This window comes from Saccharothrix coeruleofusca (assembly GCF_017876325.1).
Lineage (GTDB): Bacteria > Actinomycetota > Actinomycetes > Mycobacteriales > Pseudonocardiaceae > Actinosynnema > Actinosynnema coeruleofuscum.
Genome location: NZ_JAGINV010000001.1, coordinates 4,561,965 through 4,582,407 on the forward strand (window position 1 = coordinate 4,561,965; position 20,443 = coordinate 4,582,407).

The 20,443-nt window shown below is 72.5% G+C and carries 20 protein-coding genes and 2 pseudogenes; 12 read left to right on the plus strand and 10 right to left on the minus strand.

Annotation, left to right across the window (positions count from 1 at the left end; translation table 11 throughout):
- Positions 1–23 precede the first annotated feature (23 nt).
- The 3 genes from JOF41_RS20145 (at position 24) to JOF41_RS20155 (ending at position 2,857) form a co-directional block, all read left to right on the plus strand.
- On the plus strand, positions 24–1,316 hold the full coding sequence (locus JOF41_RS20145) for an MFS transporter (RefSeq protein ID WP_209621127.1): 1,293 nt from the start codon (positions 24–26) through the stop codon (positions 1,314–1,316).
- A 140-nt stretch (positions 1,317–1,456) separates the two neighbouring features.
- Complete coding sequence (locus JOF41_RS20150; RefSeq protein WP_229795898.1) at positions 1,457–2,521, plus strand: lytic polysaccharide monooxygenase auxiliary activity family 9 protein; 1,065 nt, start codon at positions 1,457–1,459, stop codon at positions 2,519–2,521.
- A gap of 135 nt (positions 2,522–2,656) precedes the next feature.
- Positions 2,657–2,857 (plus strand): hypothetical protein, encoded by a 201-nt coding sequence (locus JOF41_RS20155; protein WP_189224722.1) that lies wholly within the window; start codon positions 2,657–2,659, stop codon positions 2,855–2,857.
- A gap of 48 nt (positions 2,858–2,905) precedes the next feature.
- Here the strand turns inward: JOF41_RS20155 and JOF41_RS37230 are convergent, their stop codons facing one another.
- The 4 genes and pseudogenes from JOF41_RS37230 to JOF41_RS20170 all read right to left on the minus strand — a co-directional run bounded on the left by JOF41_RS37230 (position 2,906) and on the right by JOF41_RS20170 (position 5,320).
- A complete protein-coding gene (locus JOF41_RS37230) occupies positions 2,906–3,643 on the minus strand; it encodes an energy-coupling factor ABC transporter ATP-binding protein (protein WP_229795934.1) in 738 nt (245 codons plus the stop codon).
- A 48-nt stretch (positions 3,644–3,691) separates the two neighbouring features.
- Positions 3,692–4,327 (minus strand): annotated as a pseudogene (cbiQ, locus tag JOF41_RS37235) (cobalt ECF transporter T component CbiQ); the annotation flags it as partial.
- A 19-nt stretch (positions 4,328–4,346) separates the two neighbouring features.
- Positions 4,347–4,634: a PDGLE domain-containing protein gene (locus JOF41_RS20165; protein ID WP_209621131.1), complete on the minus strand. Its 288-nt coding sequence runs from the start codon at positions 4,632–4,634 to the stop codon at positions 4,347–4,349.
- On the minus strand, positions 4,631–5,320 hold the full coding sequence (locus JOF41_RS20170) for an energy-coupling factor ABC transporter permease (protein ID WP_209621133.1): 690 nt from the start codon (positions 5,318–5,320) through the stop codon (positions 4,631–4,633). The genes JOF41_RS20165 and JOF41_RS20170 overlap by 4 nt, the downstream gene beginning before the upstream one ends.
- A 115-nt stretch (positions 5,321–5,435) precedes the next feature.
- Between JOF41_RS20170 and JOF41_RS20175 the strand changes: the two genes are divergently transcribed.
- Positions 5,436–7,937 (plus strand): DEAD/DEAH box helicase, encoded by a 2,502-nt coding sequence (locus tag JOF41_RS20175; protein ID WP_209621134.1) that lies wholly within the window; start codon positions 5,436–5,438, stop codon positions 7,935–7,937.
- A gap of 228 nt (positions 7,938–8,165) precedes the next feature.
- On the opposite strand, the gene JOF41_RS37890 is transcribed toward JOF41_RS20175, so the two are convergent.
- Complete coding sequence (locus JOF41_RS37890) at positions 8,166–8,834, minus strand: transglycosylase family protein (RefSeq protein ID WP_209621136.1); 669 nt, start codon at positions 8,832–8,834, stop codon at positions 8,166–8,168.
- A gap of 345 nt (positions 8,835–9,179) precedes the next feature.
- Here JOF41_RS37890 and JOF41_RS20185 point away from each other — a divergent pair, with 345 nt between their 5' ends.
- From JOF41_RS20185 to JOF41_RS20205, 5 genes are read left to right on the plus strand one after another with little or no spacing between them, the layout of a single operon-like run.
- Positions 9,180–9,488: a hypothetical protein gene (locus JOF41_RS20185; protein WP_189224726.1), complete on the plus strand. Its 309-nt coding sequence runs from the start codon at positions 9,180–9,182 to the stop codon at positions 9,486–9,488.
- A gap of 35 nt (positions 9,489–9,523) precedes the next feature.
- Positions 9,524–10,363 carry a LytR/AlgR family response regulator transcription factor gene (locus JOF41_RS20190; RefSeq protein ID WP_189224727.1) on the plus strand — a complete coding sequence of 280 codons (840 nt, stop codon included), beginning with the start codon at positions 9,524–9,526 and terminating at the stop codon, positions 10,361–10,363.
- A complete protein-coding gene (locus JOF41_RS20195) occupies positions 10,360–10,746 on the plus strand; it encodes a DUF485 domain-containing protein (protein WP_189224728.1) in 387 nt (128 codons plus the stop codon). Before JOF41_RS20190 ends, JOF41_RS20195 begins: the two co-directional genes overlap by 4 nt.
- Positions 10,743–12,464, plus strand: coding sequence for a sodium/solute symporter (locus JOF41_RS20200; RefSeq protein ID WP_189224729.1), 1,722 nt, complete (start codon positions 10,743–10,745; stop codon positions 12,462–12,464). Before JOF41_RS20195 ends, JOF41_RS20200 begins: the two co-directional genes overlap by 4 nt.
- Positions 12,461–13,636 carry a histidine kinase gene (locus JOF41_RS20205; protein ID WP_209621140.1) on the plus strand — a complete coding sequence of 392 codons (1,176 nt, stop codon included), beginning with the start codon at positions 12,461–12,463 and terminating at the stop codon, positions 13,634–13,636. The genes JOF41_RS20200 and JOF41_RS20205 overlap by 4 nt, the downstream gene beginning before the upstream one ends.
- 105 nt (positions 13,637–13,741) lie before the next feature.
- On the opposite strand, the pseudogene JOF41_RS20210 reads toward JOF41_RS20205, so the two are convergent.
- Positions 13,742–14,083: pseudogene (locus JOF41_RS20210) on the minus strand (transposase); the annotation flags it as partial.
- 430 nt (positions 14,084–14,513) lie between these two features.
- On the opposite strand from JOF41_RS20210, the gene JOF41_RS20215 reads away from it, so the two are divergent.
- From JOF41_RS20215 to JOF41_RS20225, 3 genes are read left to right on the plus strand one after another with little or no spacing between them, the layout of a single operon-like run.
- Positions 14,514–15,359 carry a metallophosphoesterase family protein gene (locus JOF41_RS20215; protein ID WP_189224731.1) on the plus strand — a complete coding sequence of 282 codons (846 nt, stop codon included), beginning with the start codon at positions 14,514–14,516 and terminating at the stop codon, positions 15,357–15,359.
- Positions 15,356–16,015: a 4'-phosphopantetheinyl transferase family protein gene (locus tag JOF41_RS20220; protein ID WP_209621143.1), complete on the plus strand. Its 660-nt coding sequence runs from the start codon at positions 15,356–15,358 to the stop codon at positions 16,013–16,015. The genes JOF41_RS20215 and JOF41_RS20220 overlap by 4 nt, the downstream gene beginning before the upstream one ends.
- A gap of 19 nt (positions 16,016–16,034) precedes the next feature.
- A complete protein-coding gene (locus tag JOF41_RS20225) occupies positions 16,035–17,513 on the plus strand; it encodes a glutamate-cysteine ligase family protein (RefSeq protein ID WP_209621146.1) in 1,479 nt (492 codons plus the stop codon).
- 151 nt (positions 17,514–17,664) lie between these two features.
- Here the strand turns inward: JOF41_RS20225 and JOF41_RS20230 are convergent, their stop codons facing one another.
- The 4 genes from JOF41_RS20230 to JOF41_RS20245 form a co-directional block, all read right to left on the minus strand.
- Positions 17,665–18,723, minus strand: coding sequence for a glycoside hydrolase family 5 protein (locus tag JOF41_RS20230; RefSeq protein ID WP_209621151.1), 1,059 nt, complete (start codon positions 18,721–18,723; stop codon positions 17,665–17,667).
- A 130-nt stretch (positions 18,724–18,853) separates the two neighbouring features.
- Positions 18,854–19,204 carry a hypothetical protein gene (locus JOF41_RS20235; protein ID WP_189224734.1) on the minus strand — a complete coding sequence of 117 codons (351 nt, stop codon included), beginning with the start codon at positions 19,202–19,204 and terminating at the stop codon, positions 18,854–18,856.
- Positions 19,205–19,269: 65 nt separating this feature from the next.
- Entirely contained in the window at positions 19,270–19,677 is a 408-nt protein-coding gene (locus JOF41_RS20240; protein WP_209621154.1) for a type III secretion system chaperone family protein, read from the minus strand.
- Complete coding sequence (locus JOF41_RS20245; RefSeq protein WP_189224736.1) at positions 19,671–20,357, minus strand: DUF998 domain-containing protein; 687 nt, start codon at positions 20,355–20,357, stop codon at positions 19,671–19,673. Before JOF41_RS20245 ends, JOF41_RS20240 begins: the two co-directional genes overlap by 7 nt.
- Between the last annotated feature and the right edge of the window lie 86 nt (positions 20,358–20,443).

The following is a 20,443-nucleotide window of genomic DNA, read 5'->3' on the forward strand; positions in this document are numbered from 1 at the left end:
CCGTCCTCAGGGGAGCTTCTTCGATGTTCCGCGCCCTGCGCGGCCGCAATTACCGCCTGTGGGCCATCGCCGACCTGATCTCGGTGACCGGCTCGTGGATGCAGTTGATCGGTCTGAACTGGGTCGTCATGGAGCGCACCGGCTCGGCGACCTCCGTCGGCCTCTCGGTGCTGCTCAGCGCCCTGCCCTCGGTCCTGCTCGGACCGTGGGCGGGGTCGCTGGCCGACCGCGTCCCGGTGCGCCGGGTGATCCTGGCCTGCCAGTCCTCGCACGCCGTGCTGGCCGCGCTGCTGGCGCTGGCGGTGTGGCGGGAAGCGCCGATGCCGCTGGTGTTCGGGCTGACCGCGCTGGCCGGTCTGATCACCGTGTTCGACGGCCCGGCGCTGGGCCGCTTCGGCGGGCAGGTGGTGGCCCGCGAGGACTTGGGCAACGCGCTGGCGCTGGGCTCGGTGCTCAGCTCCACCGGGCGCATCCTGGGCATGAGCACCGCGGCGGTGCTGGCCGCCGCGCTGGGCGCGCCGGTGCTGTTCCTGGTCAACGCCTTGAGCTTCTTCGCCGTGGTGGGCGCTGTGCTGGCGGTGCGCCGGGAGGAGCTGCACCCGCTGGCGAGCAGTCCGGAAGAGCAGGTCGGGGTGCGGGCGGGCCTGCGCCACGTCACCGCCAGCGGCAGGCTGCTCCTGCTGTTCGCGCTGGGTTTCGCGCTGTCCAGCCTGGGCCGCAACTACCAGGTCACCATGGCCGCGATGAGCGACAGCGCCGCGAGCTACGGGACGCTGTCCACGGTCTTCGCCGTCGGCACCGTGCTGGGCGGGCTGGCCGCGGCGGCGCGCAAGGCGCTGACCGTCCGGCTGCTGCTGGTGGTCGCCGGGGTGACCAGCGCGTTGCAGGCGGTCAGCGGCGTGGTGCCGGGGATGCTGGGCTTCGCGGTGGTGCTGGTGCCGATCGCGGCGGGCGCGGTGGTGATCGACACGACGCTGAGCACGCGGGTGCAGCTGGACACCGCGGACGGGATGCGCGGCCGGGTGCTGGCCATCAACGGCTCGGTCGGCGCCGCCGCGGGCGCGGTGGGGGCGCCGCTGCTGGGCTGGCTGTGCGAGCGGATCGGCGCGCCGGAGACGCTGGTGCTGGCCGGTGTGCTGACGCTGCTGGCCACCCTCTTCGCCGCGTCGGTGCTGGCCGCGCCGCCGCACCGGCGGGCCGCGCTGGCGCACCGCGTGCTGCGCAGGCCGCACCACCCGCCCGTGCCCGCAGGCCGTCCGCACGGCCCCACCCGCCCAGGGGGGCCGGTCCGGCGGCGTGCCCGCGTCCGGGTGTAGTCCGACGCGACCTTCCGGCGGTCCGCGCTGGAGCGCCCGGACGCACCCGGTGATCACCCATTCACAGAGAGCACCTGCTGCCGTTACAGTCGGAGACGCCCCTGGGAGCGTTCCCAGACCTCAACGCGGAGGTGAACGACGTGACGGTCCGACGATGGATCGCGCTGGCGACGGCCGCAGTGGCAGGCATCGCGATCGCGGTGGTGGCGAACGTGGCGGCTCCCGACCCGGCGTCCGCCCACGGCGCCATGATGAAGCCGGGCAGCCGGACCTTCCTGTGCTGGCGGGACGGCCTGTCCCCGCAGGGCAACATCGTGCCGAAGAACCCCGGTTGCGCCGCGGCGGTGAACGCGGGTGGCGCCAACGCGCTCTACAACTGGTTCGGCGTCCTGCGCTCCGACGGGGCGGGCCGCACCCGCGGGTTCATCCCCGACGGCAAGCTGTGCAGCGGCGGCAACTCCACCTACTCGGGCTTCGACATCGCCCGCGCCGACTACCCGGTGACCCACCTGACCGCGGGAGCCAACTTCAGCTGGTCGTACAACATGTGGGCGGCCCACCCCGGCACGTTCCACATGTACGTCACCAAGAGCAGCTACGACCCGAACAGGGCGCTGAGCTGGAACGACCTGGAGGACACCCCGTTCCTCAGCGTCACCAACCCGCCGAGCAGGGGCGCGGTGGGCTCGGTGGACGGGCAGTACTACTGGAACGGCAACCTGCCCTCGGGCAAGTCCGGCAGGCACATCATCTACTCGGTCTGGACGCGCTCGGACAGCCAGGAGACCTTCTACAACTGCTCCGACGTGGTCTTCGACGGCGGCAACGGCGAGGTGACCGGCATCGGCCAGACGGGCACCGGCGACGGTCCCACCACGACCGTGCCCGACAGCGGCCACGACGCCAAGTGCATGGCGATCTACAAGATCACCAGCGCGTGGGACGGCGGCTTCCAGGGCGAGGTGGAGATCATGAACCACAGCACCAGCCCGTACGACGGCTGGTCCGCCACGTGGAACTTCGCCAGCGGGCAGACCGTCAACAGCCTCTGGAACGGCGTGCTCACGACGTCCGGGTCGCAGGTGGTCGTCAAGAACGTGGAGTGGAACCGGAGCATCGGGGTGGAGCAGTCGACCACCTTCGGCTTCACCGCCAGCTACTCCGGCAGCAACTCCCTGCCCACGGTGACTTGCAGCAGCCCGTGATGACGGGGTGGGCGTGGGCTGCCCCGACGGCGGGGGCAGCCCGCGCCCGCCCGTGCCGGTCCGTTTGACGGGCGCGGGACGATTGAGGCGGGGACAGTCCTGTCCCGCCCCCCTCCACCACCTCGGAGGGGAAGCATGTGGGGTTGGTTCTTCTGCGGCTACGCCGTCTTCGTGGCGCTCCTGGTCAGCTACGCCGCGCACGTCGCCCTCTCCGGCTCCAGCCCTGGGCGGCGGGCCGACGCCTACCGGGTGCTCAGGCTGATCTGGGCCGGAGCCACCGGCACCGGTGGGCTGGCCACCGCCGCGGTGCGGCTGCACGAGGCAGGGCTGCTCTGACCCCGCCGACGCGCGAGGGGCGGCCAGAGGCGATCGGTTGGGGCGCGATCAGTCGAGGCGGAACCCGAACGGCAGCTCCAGCCGGTGCCTGGCCAGCAGCTCGGCGTCGGCCAGGATCTCCCGCGTCGGCCCGTCGGCCACCACCACGCCCCCGTCGATCAGCACGCTGCGCGGGCACAGCTGCAGCGCGTAGGGCAGGTCGTGGGTGACCATCAGCATGGTGCGGTCCAGGCCCAGCAGCACCTCGGCCAGCTCCCGGCGGGCCACCGGCTCCAGGTTCGCCGACGGCTCGTCGAGCACCAGCAGCTCCGGATCGCACGCCAGCACGGTGGCCAGCGCCACCCGGCGGCGCTGGCCACCGGACAGGTGCAGCGGCGAGCGGTCGGCGTGCTCGGCCATGCCCACCGCCGCCAGCGCGGCGCGCACCCGCTGCTCCAGCTCCCGACCGCGCAGCCCGAAGTTGGCGGGCCCGAACGCCACGTCCTGCGCCGCGGTGGGCAGGAACAGCTGGTCGTCGGGGTCCTGGAAGACCACGCCGACGCGGCGCCGGATCTCCCGCAGGTTCGCCTTCTCCACCGGCAGCCCGGCCACCTCCACGCGCCCGGAACCGCCGCTGAGCACGCCGTTGAGGTGCAGCGCCAGCGTGGTCTTGCCCGCGCCGTTGGGGCCCAGCACGGCGACCCGCTCGCCCCGCTCCACGCGCAGGTCGACGCCGTACAGGGCCTGGTGGCCGTCGGGGTAGGCGTAGGCCAGCCGCTCGACCAGCAGCGCGGGCGCGGCGCGCACCGGCCGCACCCCGGTCGCGCTCGCCTCGGGCACCCCACCGGTCCAGCCGCGCGACACCATCGCCAGGTGCACCCTCTCGCCGCGTTCGTAGGAGCGGATGAACAGGCTGCCCACGCCGCGCGCGGTCGCGCCGAGCTGCCACAGGAACCTCGGGTCGTCGCCCCTGGAGATCCGGGCGATCCGCATCCGCCGCGCCTCGGCGACCACGACCTCGGCGTAGCGCAGCATCAGCGTGGCGATGGTGACCAGCACCGGCGGCACCTTCAGCCGCCGCAGGCCCAGCAGCAGCTCGTGCGGCGCGGTGGTGGCGGCCAGGGTCAGCGAGACCAGCACGCCCAGCGTGCCCTTGGCCAGGATGCCCCACCCGGCCAGCGCGCCCTCGGCGGAGATCGCGACGCCCAGCACCCGCACCCGCTCGCCGCCGCCGGTGAACGGCAGCGCCAGCGCCAGCACCACGAACGGCAGCTCGATCAGCGACCGCGCGGCGATCCAGCCGACCGGGACGCGCGCCACCACCCACACCGCGACCAGCACCAGCAGGTACAGCCCGAACGCCCAGAACGCCTCGCGCGGGGTGGCCACCACGCACAGCACCGAGGCGAACGCCACGACCACCTTCACGTGCGGCGCCAGCCGGTGCACCGGGGAGTCGCCGGGCAGGTGCAGCGCGGTGACGGCGCTCATCCCGCGCTCACCTCCGCGCTCACCCGCGTGCGCCGGAGCGCTTGCGCAGCAGCCAGAACAGCCCACCCGCCAGCAGCAGCGTGACCAGCACGCCGATGACGCCCGCGATCCCGGTGAACCGGTCGTCGCCGCCCACCGCGTAGTCGGCGAGCACGCCGTCGGCCAGCGGGTGCTCCCGCGCGTGCTCGGCGATGCCCTGCTGCTCGGTCACGTGGTCCAGGCCGTCGGGGTCGGAGCTGGCGAAGTAGGACAGCACACCCGCGAACAGCAGGCTGACCAGGGCGAATCCCAGGAAGAAGCGCTTCACGACCGCAGCTCCAGTTTCCGCGGCGCGCCGCGCAGCAGGTGCACCAGGTCGGGCCGGGCCGCGGCGACCGCGGTGACCGTGGCGGCGGTGATCAGGCCCTCGCCGACACCGATGAGCACGTGCACGCCCAGCACGGCCGCCGCGACCGTGCCGAACCCGACGCCGCCCTGGCCGCCGACGCCGTACTCCACGACGAAGCCCGCCGATGCCAGCACCGTGTTGACCAGCGCGGAGACGAACGCCACCGCGGCCAGCCCGCCCTTGCCCCGGCGGGCCAGGCCGCGCAGCGCCAGCGCCACCAGGTAGCCGGCGGCGGTGCCGATCAGCGCCATGTTGGTGATGTTCGCGCCCAGCGCGGTGACCCCGCCGTCGGCGAACAGCAGCGACTGCAGCACCAGCACGATGGTCACGCACAGCGCGCCGACCCACGGGCCGACCAGGATCGCGGCCAGCGCGCCGCCCAGCAGGTGGCCGCTGACCCCCGGCAGTACCGGGAAGTTGAGCATCTGGGTGGCGAAGACGAACGCGGCCACCAGCCCGGCCATCGGCGCGGTCCGGTCGTCGAGGTCGCCGCGCGCCCTGGCCAGCGCCACCCCCACGCCCAGCACCGCGACGGCCAGGAAGGCCAGCGAGGTTGGCGCGTCGAGCAGCCCGTCGCTCATGTGCATCGCTACCGAGTCGGACACCCGACCCACGCTAGTTGCCAGCGCCGCGTTGTGGCCAGAGCACTGCAACAGCTAATCGTCACACCTGGCGCGCGGCAGCCGGTGGGCGGGGCGGTGCGCCTATGATCTGCCTGCGATGACTCTCACCGATCGGCTCCCGGCCACCCCAGACCCCGACACCCTCTACGACACCTTCGCCGACTGGGCGTGGGAGCAGGGGCTGCAGCTGTACCCGGCCCAGCAGGAAGCGCTGATCGAGATCGTCTCCGGCTCGAACGTCATCCTGAGCACCCCCACCGGCTCGGGCAAGAGCCTGGTCGCCACCGGCGCGCACTTCGCCGCGCTGGCGCAGGGGCAGCGCACCTTCTACACCGCGCCGATCAAGGCGCTGGTGTCGGAGAAGTTCTTCGCCCTGATCGACACCTTCGGCGCGGAGAACGTCGGCATGATGACCGGCGACGCCAGCGTCAACGAGACCGCGCCGATCATCTGCTGCACCGCCGAGATCCTGGCCAACATCGCGCTGCGCGACGGCGCGGACGCCGACGTCGGCCAGGTCGTGATGGACGAGTTCCACTTCTACTCCGAGCCCGATCGCGGCTGGGCCTGGCAGGTGCCGCTGATCGAGCTGCCACAGGCGCAGTTCCTGCTGATGTCGGCGACCCTGGGCGACGTCTCCTTCTTCGAGAAGGACCTCACCCGGCGCACCGGGCGCGGCACGGCCGTGGTGCGCTCGGCCGAGCGGCCGGTGCCGCTGAACTTCCAGTACGTCACCACGCCGCTGCACGAGACCATCGAGGAGCTGCTGCACGGCCGGGAAGCGCCGATCTACGTCGTGCACTTCACCCAGGTCTCGGCGCTGGAGCGGGCCCAGTCGCTGATGAGCGTCAACGTGGCCACCCGCGCGGAGAAGGACGACATCGCCGCGATGATCGGCCGCTTCCGGTTCACCTCCGGCTTCGGCAAGACGCTGTCGCGGCTGGTGCGGCACGGCATCGGCGTGCACCACGCGGGGATGCTGCCCAAGTACCGGCGGCTGGTGGAGCAGCTGGCGCAGGCCGGGCTGCTCAAGGTCATCTGCGGCACCGACACCCTCGGCGTCGGCATCAACGTGCCGATCCGCACGGTGGTGTTCACCGCGCTGTCCAAGTACGACGGCCAGCGCACCCGCCACCTCAAGGCGCGCGAGTTCCACCAGATCGCGGGTCGGGCGGGGCGCGCGGGCTACGACACCGTCGGCACGGTCGTGGTGCAGGCGCCCGACCACGTGGTGGAGAACGAGAAGGCGCTGGCCAAGGCGGGCGACGACCCGAAGAAGCGGCGCAAGGTGGTGCGCAAGAAGGCGCCCGAGGGCTTCGTGTCCTGGAGCGAGCAGACCTTCCAGCGCCTGGTGGCCGCCGAGCCGGAGCCGCTGACCTCCAGCTTCCAGGTCAGCCACGCCATGCTGCTCAACGTCATCGGCAGGCCGGGCAACGCCTTCGCGGCGATGCGGCACCTGCTGGAGGACAACCACGAGCCCCGGCCCGCGCAGCGCAAGCACATCCTGCGCGCCATCTCGATGTACCGGGGGCTGCTGGCCGCGGGCGTGGTGCAGCGCGACGGCGACGACATCCGGCTGACCGTGGACCTGCAGGTCAACTTCGCGCTCAACCAACCGCTGTCGCCCTTCGCGCTGGCCGCCATCGAGCTGCTGGACCGGGACTCGCCCGGCTACCCGCTGGACGTGCTGTCGGTGGTGGAGTCCACGCTGGACGACCCGAGGCAGATCCTGTCCGCGCAGGAGCACAAGGCGCGCGGCGAGGCGGTGGCCGCGATGAAGTCCGAGGGCATCGAGTACGACCAGCGCATGGAGCTGCTGGAGGAGGTGACCTACCCCAAGCCGCTCGCGGAGCTGCTGGAGGCGGCGTTCACCACCTACCGGCGCGGGCACCCGTGGGTCGCCGACCACCACCTGTCGCCCAAGTCGGTGGTGCGCGACATGTTCGAGCGCGCCATGACCTTCAGCGAGTACGTGTCGTTCTACGCGCTGGCGCGCTCGGAGGGCCTGGTCCTGCGGTACCTGGCCGACGCCTACAAGGCGCTGCGGCAGACCGTGCCCGAGGACGCCAAGACCGAGGAGCTCAACGACCTGGTGGAGTGGCTGGGCGAGCTGGTCCGCCAGGTCGACTCCAGCCTGCTCGACGAGTGGGAGAAGCTGCGCAACCCCACCGCCGAGGCCGCCGGGGAGACCGCCGCGGCGCAGCTGGACGAGCGCCCGCCCGCGGTCACCCGCAACGTGCGCGCGTTCCGGGTGCTGGTGCGCAACGCGCTGTTCCGCCGCGTGGAGCTGGCCGCCCGCCGCGACTACTACGAGCTGGGGCAGCTCGACGGCGACTCGGGCTGGACCGCCGAGGAGTGGCAGGACGCGCTGGAGCCCTACTTCGAGCAGCACGAGGACATCGGCACCGGCCCGAACGCGCGCGGACCGGCGATGCTGGTGATCACCGAGGAGCCGGGTCGCTGGCTGGTGCGGCAGATCTTCGACGACCCGGCCGGGGACCACGACTGGGGCTTCTCCGCGGAGGTCGACCTGGCCGAGTCCGACGAGATCGGCACGGCGGCCGTGCGGATCACCGAGGTGGGCGCGCTGGGCGGCTGACCGCCCCGGTCGCGTGTCGCTGTGGAGTTGTCGGGGTTTTTGCGCGGTGGCGGTCGCGGCCTTCGCCTTGACCGCGACCACCACCGGGCCACTGGCCGAACCAGCGCGTTCCGTCATCAGGGGCCGCACCGGGGTCGGATGGCGAAGTCCGCCCCGTCCGGTCCCGCCCTGGGGGTCGCCGTGCGCGCGGGGGCCGGGCCTGGCCGCCGCGCCTGGCGCGGGGTCGGCCTACCGAAGGGCGATCCGGTGGCCGGGGTAGATCAGGTCCGGGTTGGTCAAGAACCGGGTGTTGCGCTGCACCAGGGTCTGCCAGCCGCCGTCGATGCCGTGCTTCTCGGCGATCGCGGTGAGGGTGTCACCGGGCTGGATGGTGTAGTCGCCCGCGGGGTTGTCGATCGACCCGGTCACCGGCGCCTGCTTCACCGGCGTGCTCGCCTTGACCGGCGCGCTGGCCTTGACCGGCGCGCTGGCCTTGACCGGCGCGCTGGCCTTGACCGGCGCCTTGACCTGCGGGCTCGCCTGGGCGCGGACCGGCGCCGCGGCGGCACCCGCCTGCTTGCCGCACACCGGCCAAGCGCCGATGCCCTGCGTGCGCAGCACGTTCTCGGCCACCCGGATCTGCTCCTCGCGGGAGGCCTGGTGCGGCATGCCGGTGCCGCCGTTGGCCCGCCAGGTGTTCGGGTTGAACTGCAGGCCGCCGTAGTAGCCGTTGCCGGTGTTGATCGACCAGTTGCCCCCGCTCTCGCAGCGGGCCACGGCGTCCCAGTTCACCCCTGGGGCGGCCGAGACCGCGGGCGCCAGCCCGAAGGCCAGACCGAGGGAGAGCGCACCCGCGACCAGGAGGCCGAGGATGCGGGCGGGCCGCCAGGCGCGCCGCTCGTCCCGGATACTGTCCATGACCTACCGCCGACCGCCGCACCGCCGGTAACCAGTCCCACCCCGTCCGACAGCCGTACCCTCTCGCTCGGGTCATCGGCCGGGAGGGCGGTGGACGGGGCGTCGCGGTGCCCACCCTCCCGGATCGGCGTCCCGGCCGAGGCCCGGACGCCGGCAGGACCGTAAGAACACGCCGCGTCGCGGCGCGCGGCGAGCCACACGAAGCGGTGAGCAAACCCATCGGTTCGGGTGTTGATCGACGCCGGTCGGTTTGAGCCAATTGAGACCACTGCCACCAACCGTTGACCACGTTGTCACCCCGGCGGGACGATCGATTTCGATACCGCACCGACTCGGGGGACGCCGATGGCTCCGGACCCGCTCGCCGACCTGGCACGCCCGCACGGCGGCGCTCCGCTGACCGTCGAGGAGCTGGTCCGCGCGCTGACCGAACTGGCGAGGCAGGCCAGCCACTGGTCGGAGTCGGTCCGCGAGCTGCGCGACCCCACCCGCAGGCTGATCGGCTCGGCCGCCGCGGCCTCGGTGGTGCTGGCCGCCAGGCGTGCCGAGGAGGCGTTCCTGGAGCTGGAGGTCAGCCTCGGTGACGCGCGAGCCGCGCGACGGCCATTGCCTCTGACCACCCCCAGGGGCGAGGATGACCCTCCAATGGTCTAATCGCCGACGACGCCGAGACACCGCATTGGACGCCCATGACGTCGACCCTTCCCTGTCCCCTGTGCGAGGGGCCGGAGCGCCGAGGAGCGCTGGAGCGGACGCTGCGGGTGCTGGCCGTGGACGACGAGGCCCCCGCCCTGGAGGACCTGGTCTACCTGCTGCGGTCGGACCCGAGGGTGGCGCACGTGGAGGCGGTCACCGACGCGACCAAGGCGCTGCGCACGCTGCACCGGGCGATGGACGCGGGCCAGCCCGTGGACGCCGTGTTCCTGGACATCCGGATGCCCGGCCTGGACGGGCTGGACCTGGCGCGGGTGCTGTCCCGGTTCGCCCAGCCGCCGCCGATCGTGTTCGTCACCGCGCACCAGGAGCCCGCCGTGGAGGCGTTCGAGCTCAAGGCGCTGGACTACCTGCTCAAACCGGTGCGCCCGGAGCGGCTGGCCGAGTCGGTGCACCGGATCGTGCACGAGGTGCTGGACTCCAAGACCGCCGAGCCCTCCGGCGGTGCCCCGGCGGAGAAGGCTCCGGACGTGGGCGACGAGGTCATCCCGGTCGAGCTGGGCGGCATCACCCGGTTCATCCGGCTGGCTGACATTCGCTACGTCGAGGCGCACGGCGACTACGCGCGGTTGCACACCGCCACCGGCAGCGGGCTGGTCCGGGCCGCGCTCAACGGCCTGGAGGAGCGCTGGCGCTCGGCCGGGTTCGTGCGCATCCACCGCAGCCACCTGGTCTCGCTGAGCCACATCGACGAGCTGCGCCTGGAGGACGGCCACCTGAGCGTGAACATCGGCGGCGCGGTGCTGCCGGTCAGCCGCAGGCACGCCCGCCACCTGCGGCAGCTGCTGGTGCGGCGCAACCGGCAACCGACATGACCGGCCCCCACCAGCCCCCGGCGCAGCGGGTGGTGGTCACCAGTCCGCGCACCCGCGCCCCGCGCGCCCCCCGGCCCTACCCGGCCTCCCGCGAGATCGACGAGCAGAGCGAACTGGGCGCGGTCTACATGCGGTCGCTGATCCGCACCCAGCGCAGGCTGGGGCTGCTGCTGTGCGCGGTGGTGTGCGGCGCGCTGGCGGCGTTGCCGGTGGTGTTCGCGCTGGTCCCGAGGCTGAGCGAGCAGCGGCTGCTGGGCCTGCAGCTGCCCTGGCTGCTGCTGGGGGTGGTGGTGTTCCCGGTGCTGGTGCTGGCCGGCTGGTTCTACGTCCGGCAGGCCGAGCGCAACGAGCGCGAGTTCGCCGAGCTGGTGGAGCGCTCGTGAACAGCACCTACGGCATCGTCGCGGTGCTGGTGGTGGCGCTGGGCACGGCGCTGATCGGTGCCTACGGGCTGCGCGTGTCCCGCACCACCTCGGACTTCTTCGTGGCCTCGCGCACGGTGTCGCCGTGGTGGAACGCCTCGGCCATCGGCGGCGAGTACCTGTCGGCCGCCTCGTTCGTGGGCGTCGCCGGGCTGATCTTCGCCTACGGCCCGGACATGCTGTGGTTCCCGGTCGGCTACACCGCCGGGTACCTGGTGCTGCTGGCGCTGGTGGCCGCGCCCCTGCGGCGCAGCGGCGCCTACACGCTGCCGGACTTCGCCGAGGCGCGGTTCGGCTCGCCGGTGGTGCGCGCGGTGGCCAGCGTGCTGGCGCTGGGCATCGGGTGGCTGTACCTGCTGCCGCAGCTGCAGGGCGCGGGCCTGACCCTGCACACGGTGACCGGGGCGCCGGACTGGGTGGGCGCGCTGGTGGTGGCGGTCGTGGTGACCGGGAACGTGATCTCCGGTGGGATGCGCAGCGTCACCTTCGTGCAGGCGTTCCAGTACTGGCTCAAGCTGACCGCGATCACCGTGCCGCTGGTGTTCGTGGTGCTGGCCTGGCACGCGCAGGGCGCGCGCGACCTGGCCGCGCCGTCGTCCCCGCAGTTCTCCCGCGAGACCTCGGTGTCGTTCGACACCAGCACCACCGTGCACGCGGAGCAGCCGGTCGCCTTCACCGGCACCGGGGTGGTCGACGGTGCGCGGGTGGACGGCCCGGCGTCGATGGCGGTGGGCGAGCACACCGTGGCCGCGGGCTCGCGGCTGACCTTCCCCGCAGGCGCCCCGGTGCCGCACGTGAGCACGATCGAGCGGACCACCAACGAGCAGTGGGCGCTGCCCATGCGCAGCGGCGAGCAATTCCCGCTCTACGGCGTGTACTCGCTGATCATCGCGACGTTCCTGGGCACCATGGGGCTGCCGCACGTGATCGTGCGCTTCTACACCAACCCCAACGGTCGCGCGGCCCGCCGGACGACGTTGATCGTGCTGGGGCTGCTGGGCTTCTTCTACCTGATGCCGCCGCTGTACGGGGCGCTGGGCAGGCTCTACGCGCCCGAGCTGCTGATGACCGGCGACACCGACGCGGTGGTGCTGGTGCTGCCCAGCCGGGTGGTCGGCGGGGTGGGCGGGCAGCTGCTGGGGGCGCTGGTGGCCGGGGGCGCGTTCGCCGCGTTCCTGTCCACCTCCTCGGGGCTGATGGTGTCGCTGGCCGGGGTGCTCAGCCGGGACGTGCTGCGGCTGCGCGGCGTGCGCGGGTTCCGGGTGTCCACCGTGATCGCCGTGCTGGTGCCGCTGGCCATGTCGTCGCTGGTGGGCAGGGTGCCGGTGGCGGACATGGTGGGCCTGGCGTTCGCCGTGGCGGCGTCGTCGCTGTGCCCGCTGCTGGTGCTGGGGATCTGGAGCACCCGGATCACCACGATCGGCGCGGTCGCCGGGATGCTGGCGGGCGGGGTGCCCGCGCTGGCGGCGGGCATGGTGACCATCAGCTCGGGTTCCGGGGACGCCTGGTACCACGCCTTCCTGGCCCGGCCCGCGGCGTGGACCGCGCCGCTGGGCTTCGTCGTGATGTACGCGGTGTCGCTGCTGACGCCGCGCCGGGTGCCGCCGGGGGTGAACCACGTGATGGTGCGCTTGCACGCGCCGGAGAACCTGGGTCTGCGCAGTCAGGACCGGCTGTGACGGCGCTGTGGGCGGTGGGCGCGGCCCTGCTGGTGGGCGCGGCCGTGGTGGCGGTGCTGTGGCGGACCTCCCGCACGCGCAACGACTTCCTGACCGAGGCGCAGCGGATCACCTTCGAGACCCTGCACACCGCGTGGTCGGCCGCTCCCCCGCTGCGCGCCGGGCTGGTGCCCGAGGCGGCCAAGAAGTCCGCCCGGCACCTGCGCACCCTGCTGGGCACGCCCGCGCTGGCGCTGATCGACGAGACCGAGGTGGTGGCCTGGGAGGGCGGCGGCGAGCACCACGCGGCGCAGGCGGTGGAGCTGGCGGGCGAGGTCTTCGCCACCGGCCGCACGCGGGCGTTCGACATCTCGTGCGCCGAGCCGGACTGCCCGGTGCACACCGCGGTGCTGGCGCCGCTGACCGTCGAGGGCCGCGTGGTGGGCGTGCTGGCCGCCTACAGCCGCGAGCCGTCGGCGGGGCTGGTGCGGGCCACCAACGAGGTGGCCAGGTGGGCGTCGGGGCAGTTGGAGCTGGCGGAGCTGGACCGCTCGCGGACCCGGCTGGTGGAGGCCGAGGTGCGGGCGCTGCGGGCGCAGATCTCGCCGCACTTCATCTACAACTCGCTGTCGGCGATCGCCTCCTACGTGCGCACCAACCCGGAGCGGGCGCGGACCCTGCTGCTGGACTTCGCCGACTTCACCCGGTACTCGTTCCGGCGCGCGGGCGACTTCACCACGCTGTCGGAGGAGCTGAGGTCCATCGACCAGTACCTGGCGCTGGAGCGGGCCCGGTTCGGCGAGCGGTTGCAGGTGACGCTGCAGATCGCGCCCGAGGTGCTGCCGGTGACGGTGCCGTTCCTGTGCCTGCAGCCGCTGGTGGAGAACGCGGTGCGGCACGGGATGGAGGGCAAGGTCGGGCCGGGGCACATCGCCATCCACGCGGCCGACGCGGGCGACGAGGCGCACATCACCATCGAGGACGACGGGATCGGCATGGACCCGGAGGCGCTGCGCCGCACGCTGGCCGGGCAGGTGGGCGAGACCGCCGGGATCGGCCTGGGCAACATCGACGAGCGGCTGCGGCGGTGCTACGGGGACGACTACGGGCTGGTGGTGGAGACCGCGCAGGGGCTGGGGACCAAGATCAGCGTCCGGGTGCCCAAGTACCAGCCCGGCATCCACGCCTCCTGACCCCAAAGCGCGTGCAAGTACTACCCGACGTGCCCGCGCGGGCCGTTGACCACTACCCGCCCCCCGTTCGTGGCGCGCGACTCGCGGATGGGGTCAGCCCACCGCCCTGGTGCCCCGGCGCTCGGCGGCTTCCAGCACCAGCCGCAGCCACTCCGCGTCCTCGCCGCGCCCCTCCGCGGCCACCCGGCGCAGCCGCGTCCACAGGCCCGCGTCGGTCCACTCCTGGAACCGCCGGTGCACGGTCGGCACGGTCACCCCGAACGTCGGCGGCAGGTGCCGCCACGCGCAGCCGCTGGTGAGCACGAAGACGATCGCGGTGAACACCGCCCGGTCCGACACCCGCCCGCGCCCGCCGCCCTGGCGGCGCACCTTGGCGGGCGGGATCACCGGCTCCACCGCGGCCCACAGCGCGGGCGGCACCAGGCGCGCGGACAGCTGCTCGATCACGTCCGCGTGCGGCGGCCTGGCCGGGCTCTCCGGGGCGCGGCGCACCCACGGCTCCTGGCGCTGCTCGTCCCCGCGCTGGCGGGCGCGCAGCAGGGTGGCCAGCGCGACGTCCTCGGCCGAGCGCCGGGGCGCGACGGCCGGGTGGACGTGCTGCCTGGCCTGGCGGGCGATCTCGGCGCCGACCGTTCGCCCGAACGGCTGCGGTGCGGGTCGGGGGGGTGGGGTGTGGTTGGTCATCGGGTCCTCCGCCAGGACAGTCGTGATACCCATCACGCTAGGAACCCCGGTGCCCGGCCATAACCGGGAGCGCGACGAACGGACGGCTCCATCGTCACGCGGCCAGTCGTACCACGCCGAGCGGCCGGCTTCGCGCGATGAACGGGCGAACGGTCGCCCCTCACTCCTTGAGGTGACGGCTACGCTCGGGAACGTGACCAGTCCACCGCGCCTGCTCGCCACCAGCGACCTGCACGTCACCTACCAGCAGAACCGTGATTTCACAGAAGCCATCCGGCCGCATTCGGCGGATGACTGGTTGATCGTGGCGGGGGATGTGGCGGAGAAGTTCGCCGACATCGAGTGGGCGTTGACCCTGCTGAGCAAGCGTTTTCACACGGTCGTGTGGTCTCCTGGCAACCACGAGTTGTGGACCACGAAGGACGACGCGGTGCAGGCGCGCGGCGAGGTGCGGTACAAGCAGCTCGTGGAGCTGTGCCGGAGCATCGGCGTGCGCACGCCCGAGGACGAGTTCCCGGTCTTCGAGGGCGCGGGCGGGCCGGTCGCGGTGGCACCGCTGTTCACCCTGTACGACTACACGTTCCGCCCGGCGGGCACCTCGGACAAGCGGTCCGCGCTGGCCGCCGCGGAGCGGGCGGGCGTGATCTGCACCGACGAGTACTTCCTGCACCCTGACCCCCACCCCAGCCGCGAGGCGTGGTGCCTGGCGCGGGTGGCGGAGTCCGAGCGGCGGCTGGCCGCGGTCGACCCGTCGCTGCGCACGGTGCTGATCAACCACTGGCCGCTGGTGCGCGAGCCCACGCGCGTGCTGCGCTACCCGGAGTTCGCCCTGTGGTGCGGCACCGAGCGCACCGCGGACTGGCACCTGCGGTTCCGGGCCGCCGCGGCGGTGTACGGCCACCTGCACATCCCGCGCACCATCCGGGTGGACGGCGTGCGCTTCGACGAGGTGTCGCTGGGCTACCCCAGGGAGTGGCAGCCACGGGGCTGGACCGGCGCACCGCTGCTGGACGTGCTGCGCGAGGGGGATCAGCGGTGATCGAGGACCTGCTGCCGGAACCGGTGGCCGCGGTCGAGTCGTTCGGCGACCCGGCGGAGGCGGTGCTGTTCCCCGAGGAGGAGGAGCACATCGCCAGATCGGTGGACAAGCGCCGCCGGGAGTTCACCACCGGCAGGCACTGCGCCAGGGTGGCGCTGGGCAGGCTGGGCCTGCCGCCCGTGCCGCTGCTGCCCGGTCCCAAGCGGGAGCCGCTCTGGCCCGCGGGCGTGGTCGGCAGCATCACCCACTGCGCGGGCTACCGCGCCGCGGCCGTGGCCCGCGCCTCCGAGGTGTGGACGGTCGGCATCGACGCCGAACCCGACGAGCCCACCCCGGACGGGGTGCTGGAGGCCATCGCGCTGCCCGGCGAGCTGGCCAGGACCGCCGAGCTGCGCGCGGCGGACGGGAAGACCAGCTGGGACCGGTTGCTGTTCAGCGCCAAGGAGACGGTCTACAAGGCGTGGTTCCCGCTGACCCGCAGCTGGCTGGGCTTCGAGGACGCCGAGGTGACCATCGACCCCGACGGGGGCACCTTCAGCGCGCGCATCCTGGTCGAAGTCCCGGTGGTGGACGGCATCCCACTGACCGGGTTCACCGGCCGCTGGCTGGCGCGGGACGGGTTTGTGGTCACCGCGATCGCGGTACCCGCTCGCTGATCCAGGCGAGGAGGCGGCATTGGGCGACGACGTCGCACGGCACGAGTTCACCCGCGACGACCGCACGCGGTACCGCACGAAGGTGCGGCGCTGCCTCGACGTGTTCGCCCGGATGCTGCGCGAGTCCCGGTTCGAGTTCGACCGGCCGATGACCGGGCTGGAGATCGAGCTGAACCTGGTCGACGACGCGGGCGACCCGGCGATGAAGAACTCCCAGGCGCTGGAGGTCATCGCCGACGGGGACTTCGTCACCGAGCTGGGCCAGTGGAACCTGGAGATCAACGTGGCGCCGCGCCAGCTCAACGAGGGCGGCATCACCGAGTTCGAGGAGACCGTGCGGGACAGCCTCAACGAGGCCGAGCACAAGGCGCGCGGGATCGACGCGCACATGGTGATGATCGGCATCCTGCCGACGCTGCAGGCCAAGCACATGGCCGTGGACGCGCTGTCGGGCAACCCGCGCTACGCGCTGCTCAACGAGCAGGTGCTGGCCGCGCGCGGGGAGGACCTGCACATCGGCATCGAGGGCGTGGAGCGGTTGCAGATGACCGCGGACTCGATCGTTCCCGAAGCGGCCTGCACCAGCACGCAGTTCCACCTCCAGGTCAGCCCCGACCAGTTCGCGGCCTACTGGAACGCCGCGCAGGCCATCGCGGGCGTGCAGGTGGCGGTGGGCGCGAACTCGCCGTTCCTGCTGGGCAAGGAGCTGTGGCGGGAGACCCGCATCGCGCTGTTCCAGCAGGCCACCGACACCCGCAGCGACGAGCTCAAGGAGCAGGGCGTGCGGCCCCGCGTGTGGTTCGGGGAGCGCTGGATCACCTCGATCTTCGACCTGTTCGAGGAGAACGTGCGCTACTTCCCCGCGCTGCTGCCCATCTGCGACGAGGAGGACCCGCTGCAGGTGCTGGAGCGCGGCGACACCCCGTCGCTGGCCGAGCTGCGGCTGCACAACGGCACGATCTACCGGTGGAACCGGCCGGTCTACGACGTGGTGCGCGACCAGCCGCACCTGCGCGTGGAGAACCGCACCCTGCCCGCCGGGCCGACCGTGATCGACACGCTGGCCAACGGCGCGTTCTACTACGGGCTGGTGAAGATGCTGGCCGAGGAGGAGCGTCCACTGTGGACGCAGATGTCCTTCAGCGCGGCGGAGGAGAACTTCGTCTCGGGCGCCCGCAACGGCATCGACGCGCAGGTCTACTGGCCGGGGCTGGGCACCGTCCCGGTGGCCGAGCTGGTGCTGCGGCGGCTGCTGCCGCTGGCCCACGAGGGCTTGGTGAAGCTGCGGGTGGACGAGAAGGAGCGGGACCGGCTGCTGGGCGTGATCGAGCAGCGCTGCCTGACCGGGCTCAACGGCGCGACCTGGCAGGCGCGCGCGTTCCACCGGCACTACGACCACACCTCGCTGGATCGGCCCGAGGCGCTGCGCCGGATGCTGCGCTCCTACCGGGACCTGATGCACAGCAACGAACCCGTGCACACCTGGCCCACGAGCTGAGCCCAGCGGTCCGACCGACCCCGCGCCCGCAAGTACCACCCGCGTGCCCTCGCGGAGCGCGCGACCACTACCCGTGCCGACGGAGCTGTGGGACGGGTAGTGGTCGACGGCCCTTTCCGAGGGGTCGGGTGGTACTTGCGGGCGCTGGAGGTCAGGCGGTGGGGAAGTCGTCCGCGCTGCGGATGCGGTCACGGATCCACACGCCTGCGGGCTTGAGCACGCCGGTGCCCGCGAAGCTGTCACCCTCGCAGGTGCCCTCCTTGAACACCGCGCCCGACCGGAAGTCGTCGGAGAAGTTCCAGTTGGTCCAGCCGATCCGGTTGGCCGCCAGGAAGTCCAGGTACTTCGCCGCGTAGGCGAAGTCGTTGGCCCCGTCGCCGGTGTAGGTCTGGGTGCCGAACTCGGTCACGAAGATCGGCAGGCGGGCCGCCGCGCGCTTGAGGGCCTCGAAGTACTCGTCCTGGTGCGACGCGGCGTAGAAGTGGAACGTGTACATGAAGTTCGTGGCGTTGATGGGGTTGTTGACGATGTCGGCCTCGCTGCGGCCGTCGGAGACGCCCAGCGACGCCCAGCCGTGCGTGCCCACGAACACCACGGCCTCGGGGTCCTGCGCCCGGATGACGGGGATCATCTGCTCGGCGTAGGACTTGATGCCCGCCCACGAGACGTTGTTGGGCTCGTTGGCGATGTCGTAGATGACGTTGGTCTTGTCCTTGTGCCGCCGCGCGACCTCGGTGAAGAAGGTCTTGGCGCGGGCCAGGTTGTAGTTCGGGTCGCCGGGGTCGAGCTGGTGCCAGTCGACCAGCGCGTACATGCCGCGCTTGGTGGCTTCCTCGATGTAGTTGTGCACCATGTCGGTGAACTTGCGGGGGTCGGTCTCGTAGCCGTCCTCCTGGACGTACATCGAGATGCGCAGGATGTCCGCGCCCCAGTCGTCGGCCAGGGCGTCCAGCGAGGCGGGCTTGACGCAGTGCGCGTACCACTGGATGCCGTGGGTGCTCATGCCGCGCAGCTGGACCGGCTTGCCGTGCTTGTTGCACAGCTTGACGCCGCAGACCCGCAACTGGCCGTTGACCTCGGCGGGCCGCGCCACGGCGGCGTTCACCCCGTCCCGGTCTTGGTCGGTCGTGCTCTGGGCCCAGCCGGTGGCGGGTGCGAGCAGCAGGCTCGCGGCGGCCAGCAGGCCGAGCCATCGGGAACGGATAGCCACGGGATTGCCTCCCACACGTCGTCGGGATGAGGGTTCACGGCGGCGATATGGTTAGGAAAGTTCCCTATCCGTTAGAGGATCAGACACCACCCGATCCCGGCTGTCAACGGCAGCGCGGGCGAGCCGCGGGTCAGTGGGTCTTCCACTCCGAGACCAGCTCGGGCAGCAGCACGTGCCAGGGCAGCTCGGCCAGCACGTCGCGCCGGGCCACCAGCACCAGGCGGCCCGACTCCTCGCCCGCGTCCAGCCAGATCAGCTCCAGCGCCCCGGTTCCGCCCACCGCGACGGCCCCGGCTTGGCGCTCCAGGTCGTCCTCGGCCACCACCCGGTGCGCGCTCACCCCGCCCCGGCGCAACTCCTCGTGCCGGTGCCGCAGGGCGTCGGCGGCCGCGACCAGGCGTCGCTCCCCCAAACCGGCTCTGACCTGCACGGTCATCGACTCGTACGGGACTGGTTCGGCCAGCCGGGAACTCGTGGGCACAGCGGACCACCCTCCAGGAAGTAAGGTCACCCTAACTCACCGGAGGGAGGTACCCCGCGGCGAGGTCAGTAGTCGTCCCCGCCGAAGAACTGCTCCTCCAGCGTGTCCGCGGTGCCCGCGAGCAGCGCCAGCGGCTCGGTGAACTCGTGGATGTCCAGGTCCTGCAGCGGCAGCGAGTGCCGCAGCACCACGTGCTCGCCCATGATCGCCGCACCGCAGGCGATCGAGGAGCGGCCGATCTCCGCCAGCAGCTCGCGCAGGTCGACCTTCTCCGCCAGGCCCATCGGCGTGGCGATCTGCACCCACTCGTGCTTCCTGTCCAGCACCTCGCGCGCCACGATGATCACCTGCGTGCGCTCGTCCTCCTCGTTGAGGTGCTGGAAGTCGAACAGGATGCGGATCTCCCCGTCCTGCTCGGAGATCACGTCGTACTGGTCGCGGATGTACGCGGCGAGGTCACCCCAAGTCACCATTGGCTCACCTTAGGGCGGTGCGCCGCGGCGATGGCCCACAACCCCGCCACGAGGACGGCGACCACCTCCACCAGCACCAGCAGCCGCTCCACGTAGCCCAGCGGCACCACCCGCCACCACGGCGTGCCCACCACCGCGTTGACCAGGACCGCGTACAGGATCGGCGCGAAGCTCAACGCCGAGAGCAGGCCGAGCCGGAACACCCGGCGCGCGTGGCCGCCCCACACCTCGTGCCGCAGCCACGGCCGGGCCAGCAGGGTCGCGGCCAGCGGCAGGCTCAGGAACGCGACCAGGCTGGCCACCCGGTGGATGTCACCGCTGACGCTCGGCCCCACCGCCCAGTTGTGCTTGGGGAACAGCACCACCAGGGTCAGCCCGGTCGACCAGGCCACGAACGCCAGCGCGCCCGCCGAGGTCCAGCGCGCCAGCCCGCGGCTGACCAGCACGCCCACGATCGCCAGCGACCCGACCGCCAGCAGGATCACCGCGGTGTCGAACACCCACCGGTGCGGTCCCAGCGCGTACTCGCTGATGGTGCGGCGCAGCAGGGTCACCGAGGTGCTGGCGCGGCGCAGGTCGAGCGAGCCGACCATGAGCACGGTCAGCACCACGGCGGCGGCGCCGCCCAGCGCGACGAAGCGGGCCGGGGAGCGGGGCGGGGCGAGTTCGGCAGTCGACACGTCCGGCAGAACGGACGGTCCCGCCCCGGTGTTCCGGCCTTCAGGCAACCGACAGCTCCGGCGCGCCGGGCGCGCGTTTCCCGAAA

Coding starts and splice junctions, on each gene's coding strand:
- JOF41_RS20190 (WP_189224727.1), top strand. CDS start 9,524: ATGACGTCGACCCTTCCCTGTCCCCTGTGCGAGGGGCCGGAGCGCCGA.
- JOF41_RS20195 (WP_189224728.1), top strand. CDS start 10,360: ATGACCGGCCCCCACCAGCCCCCGGCGCAGCGGGTGGTGGTCACCAGT.
- JOF41_RS20240 (WP_209621154.1), bottom strand. CDS start 19,677: ATGGTGACTTGGGGTGACCTCGCCGCGTACATCCGCGACCAGTACGAC.
- JOF41_RS20145 (WP_209621127.1), top strand. CDS start 24: ATGTTCCGCGCCCTGCGCGGCCGCAATTACCGCCTGTGGGCCATCGCC.
- JOF41_RS20175 (WP_209621134.1), top strand. CDS start 5,436: ATGACTCTCACCGATCGGCTCCCGGCCACCCCAGACCCCGACACCCTC.
- JOF41_RS20155 (WP_189224722.1), top strand. CDS start 2,657: ATGTGGGGTTGGTTCTTCTGCGGCTACGCCGTCTTCGTGGCGCTCCTG.
- JOF41_RS37890 (WP_209621136.1), bottom strand. CDS start 8,834: ATGGACAGTATCCGGGACGAGCGGCGCGCCTGGCGGCCCGCCCGCATC.
- JOF41_RS20185 (WP_189224726.1), top strand. CDS start 9,180: ATGGCTCCGGACCCGCTCGCCGACCTGGCACGCCCGCACGGCGGCGCT.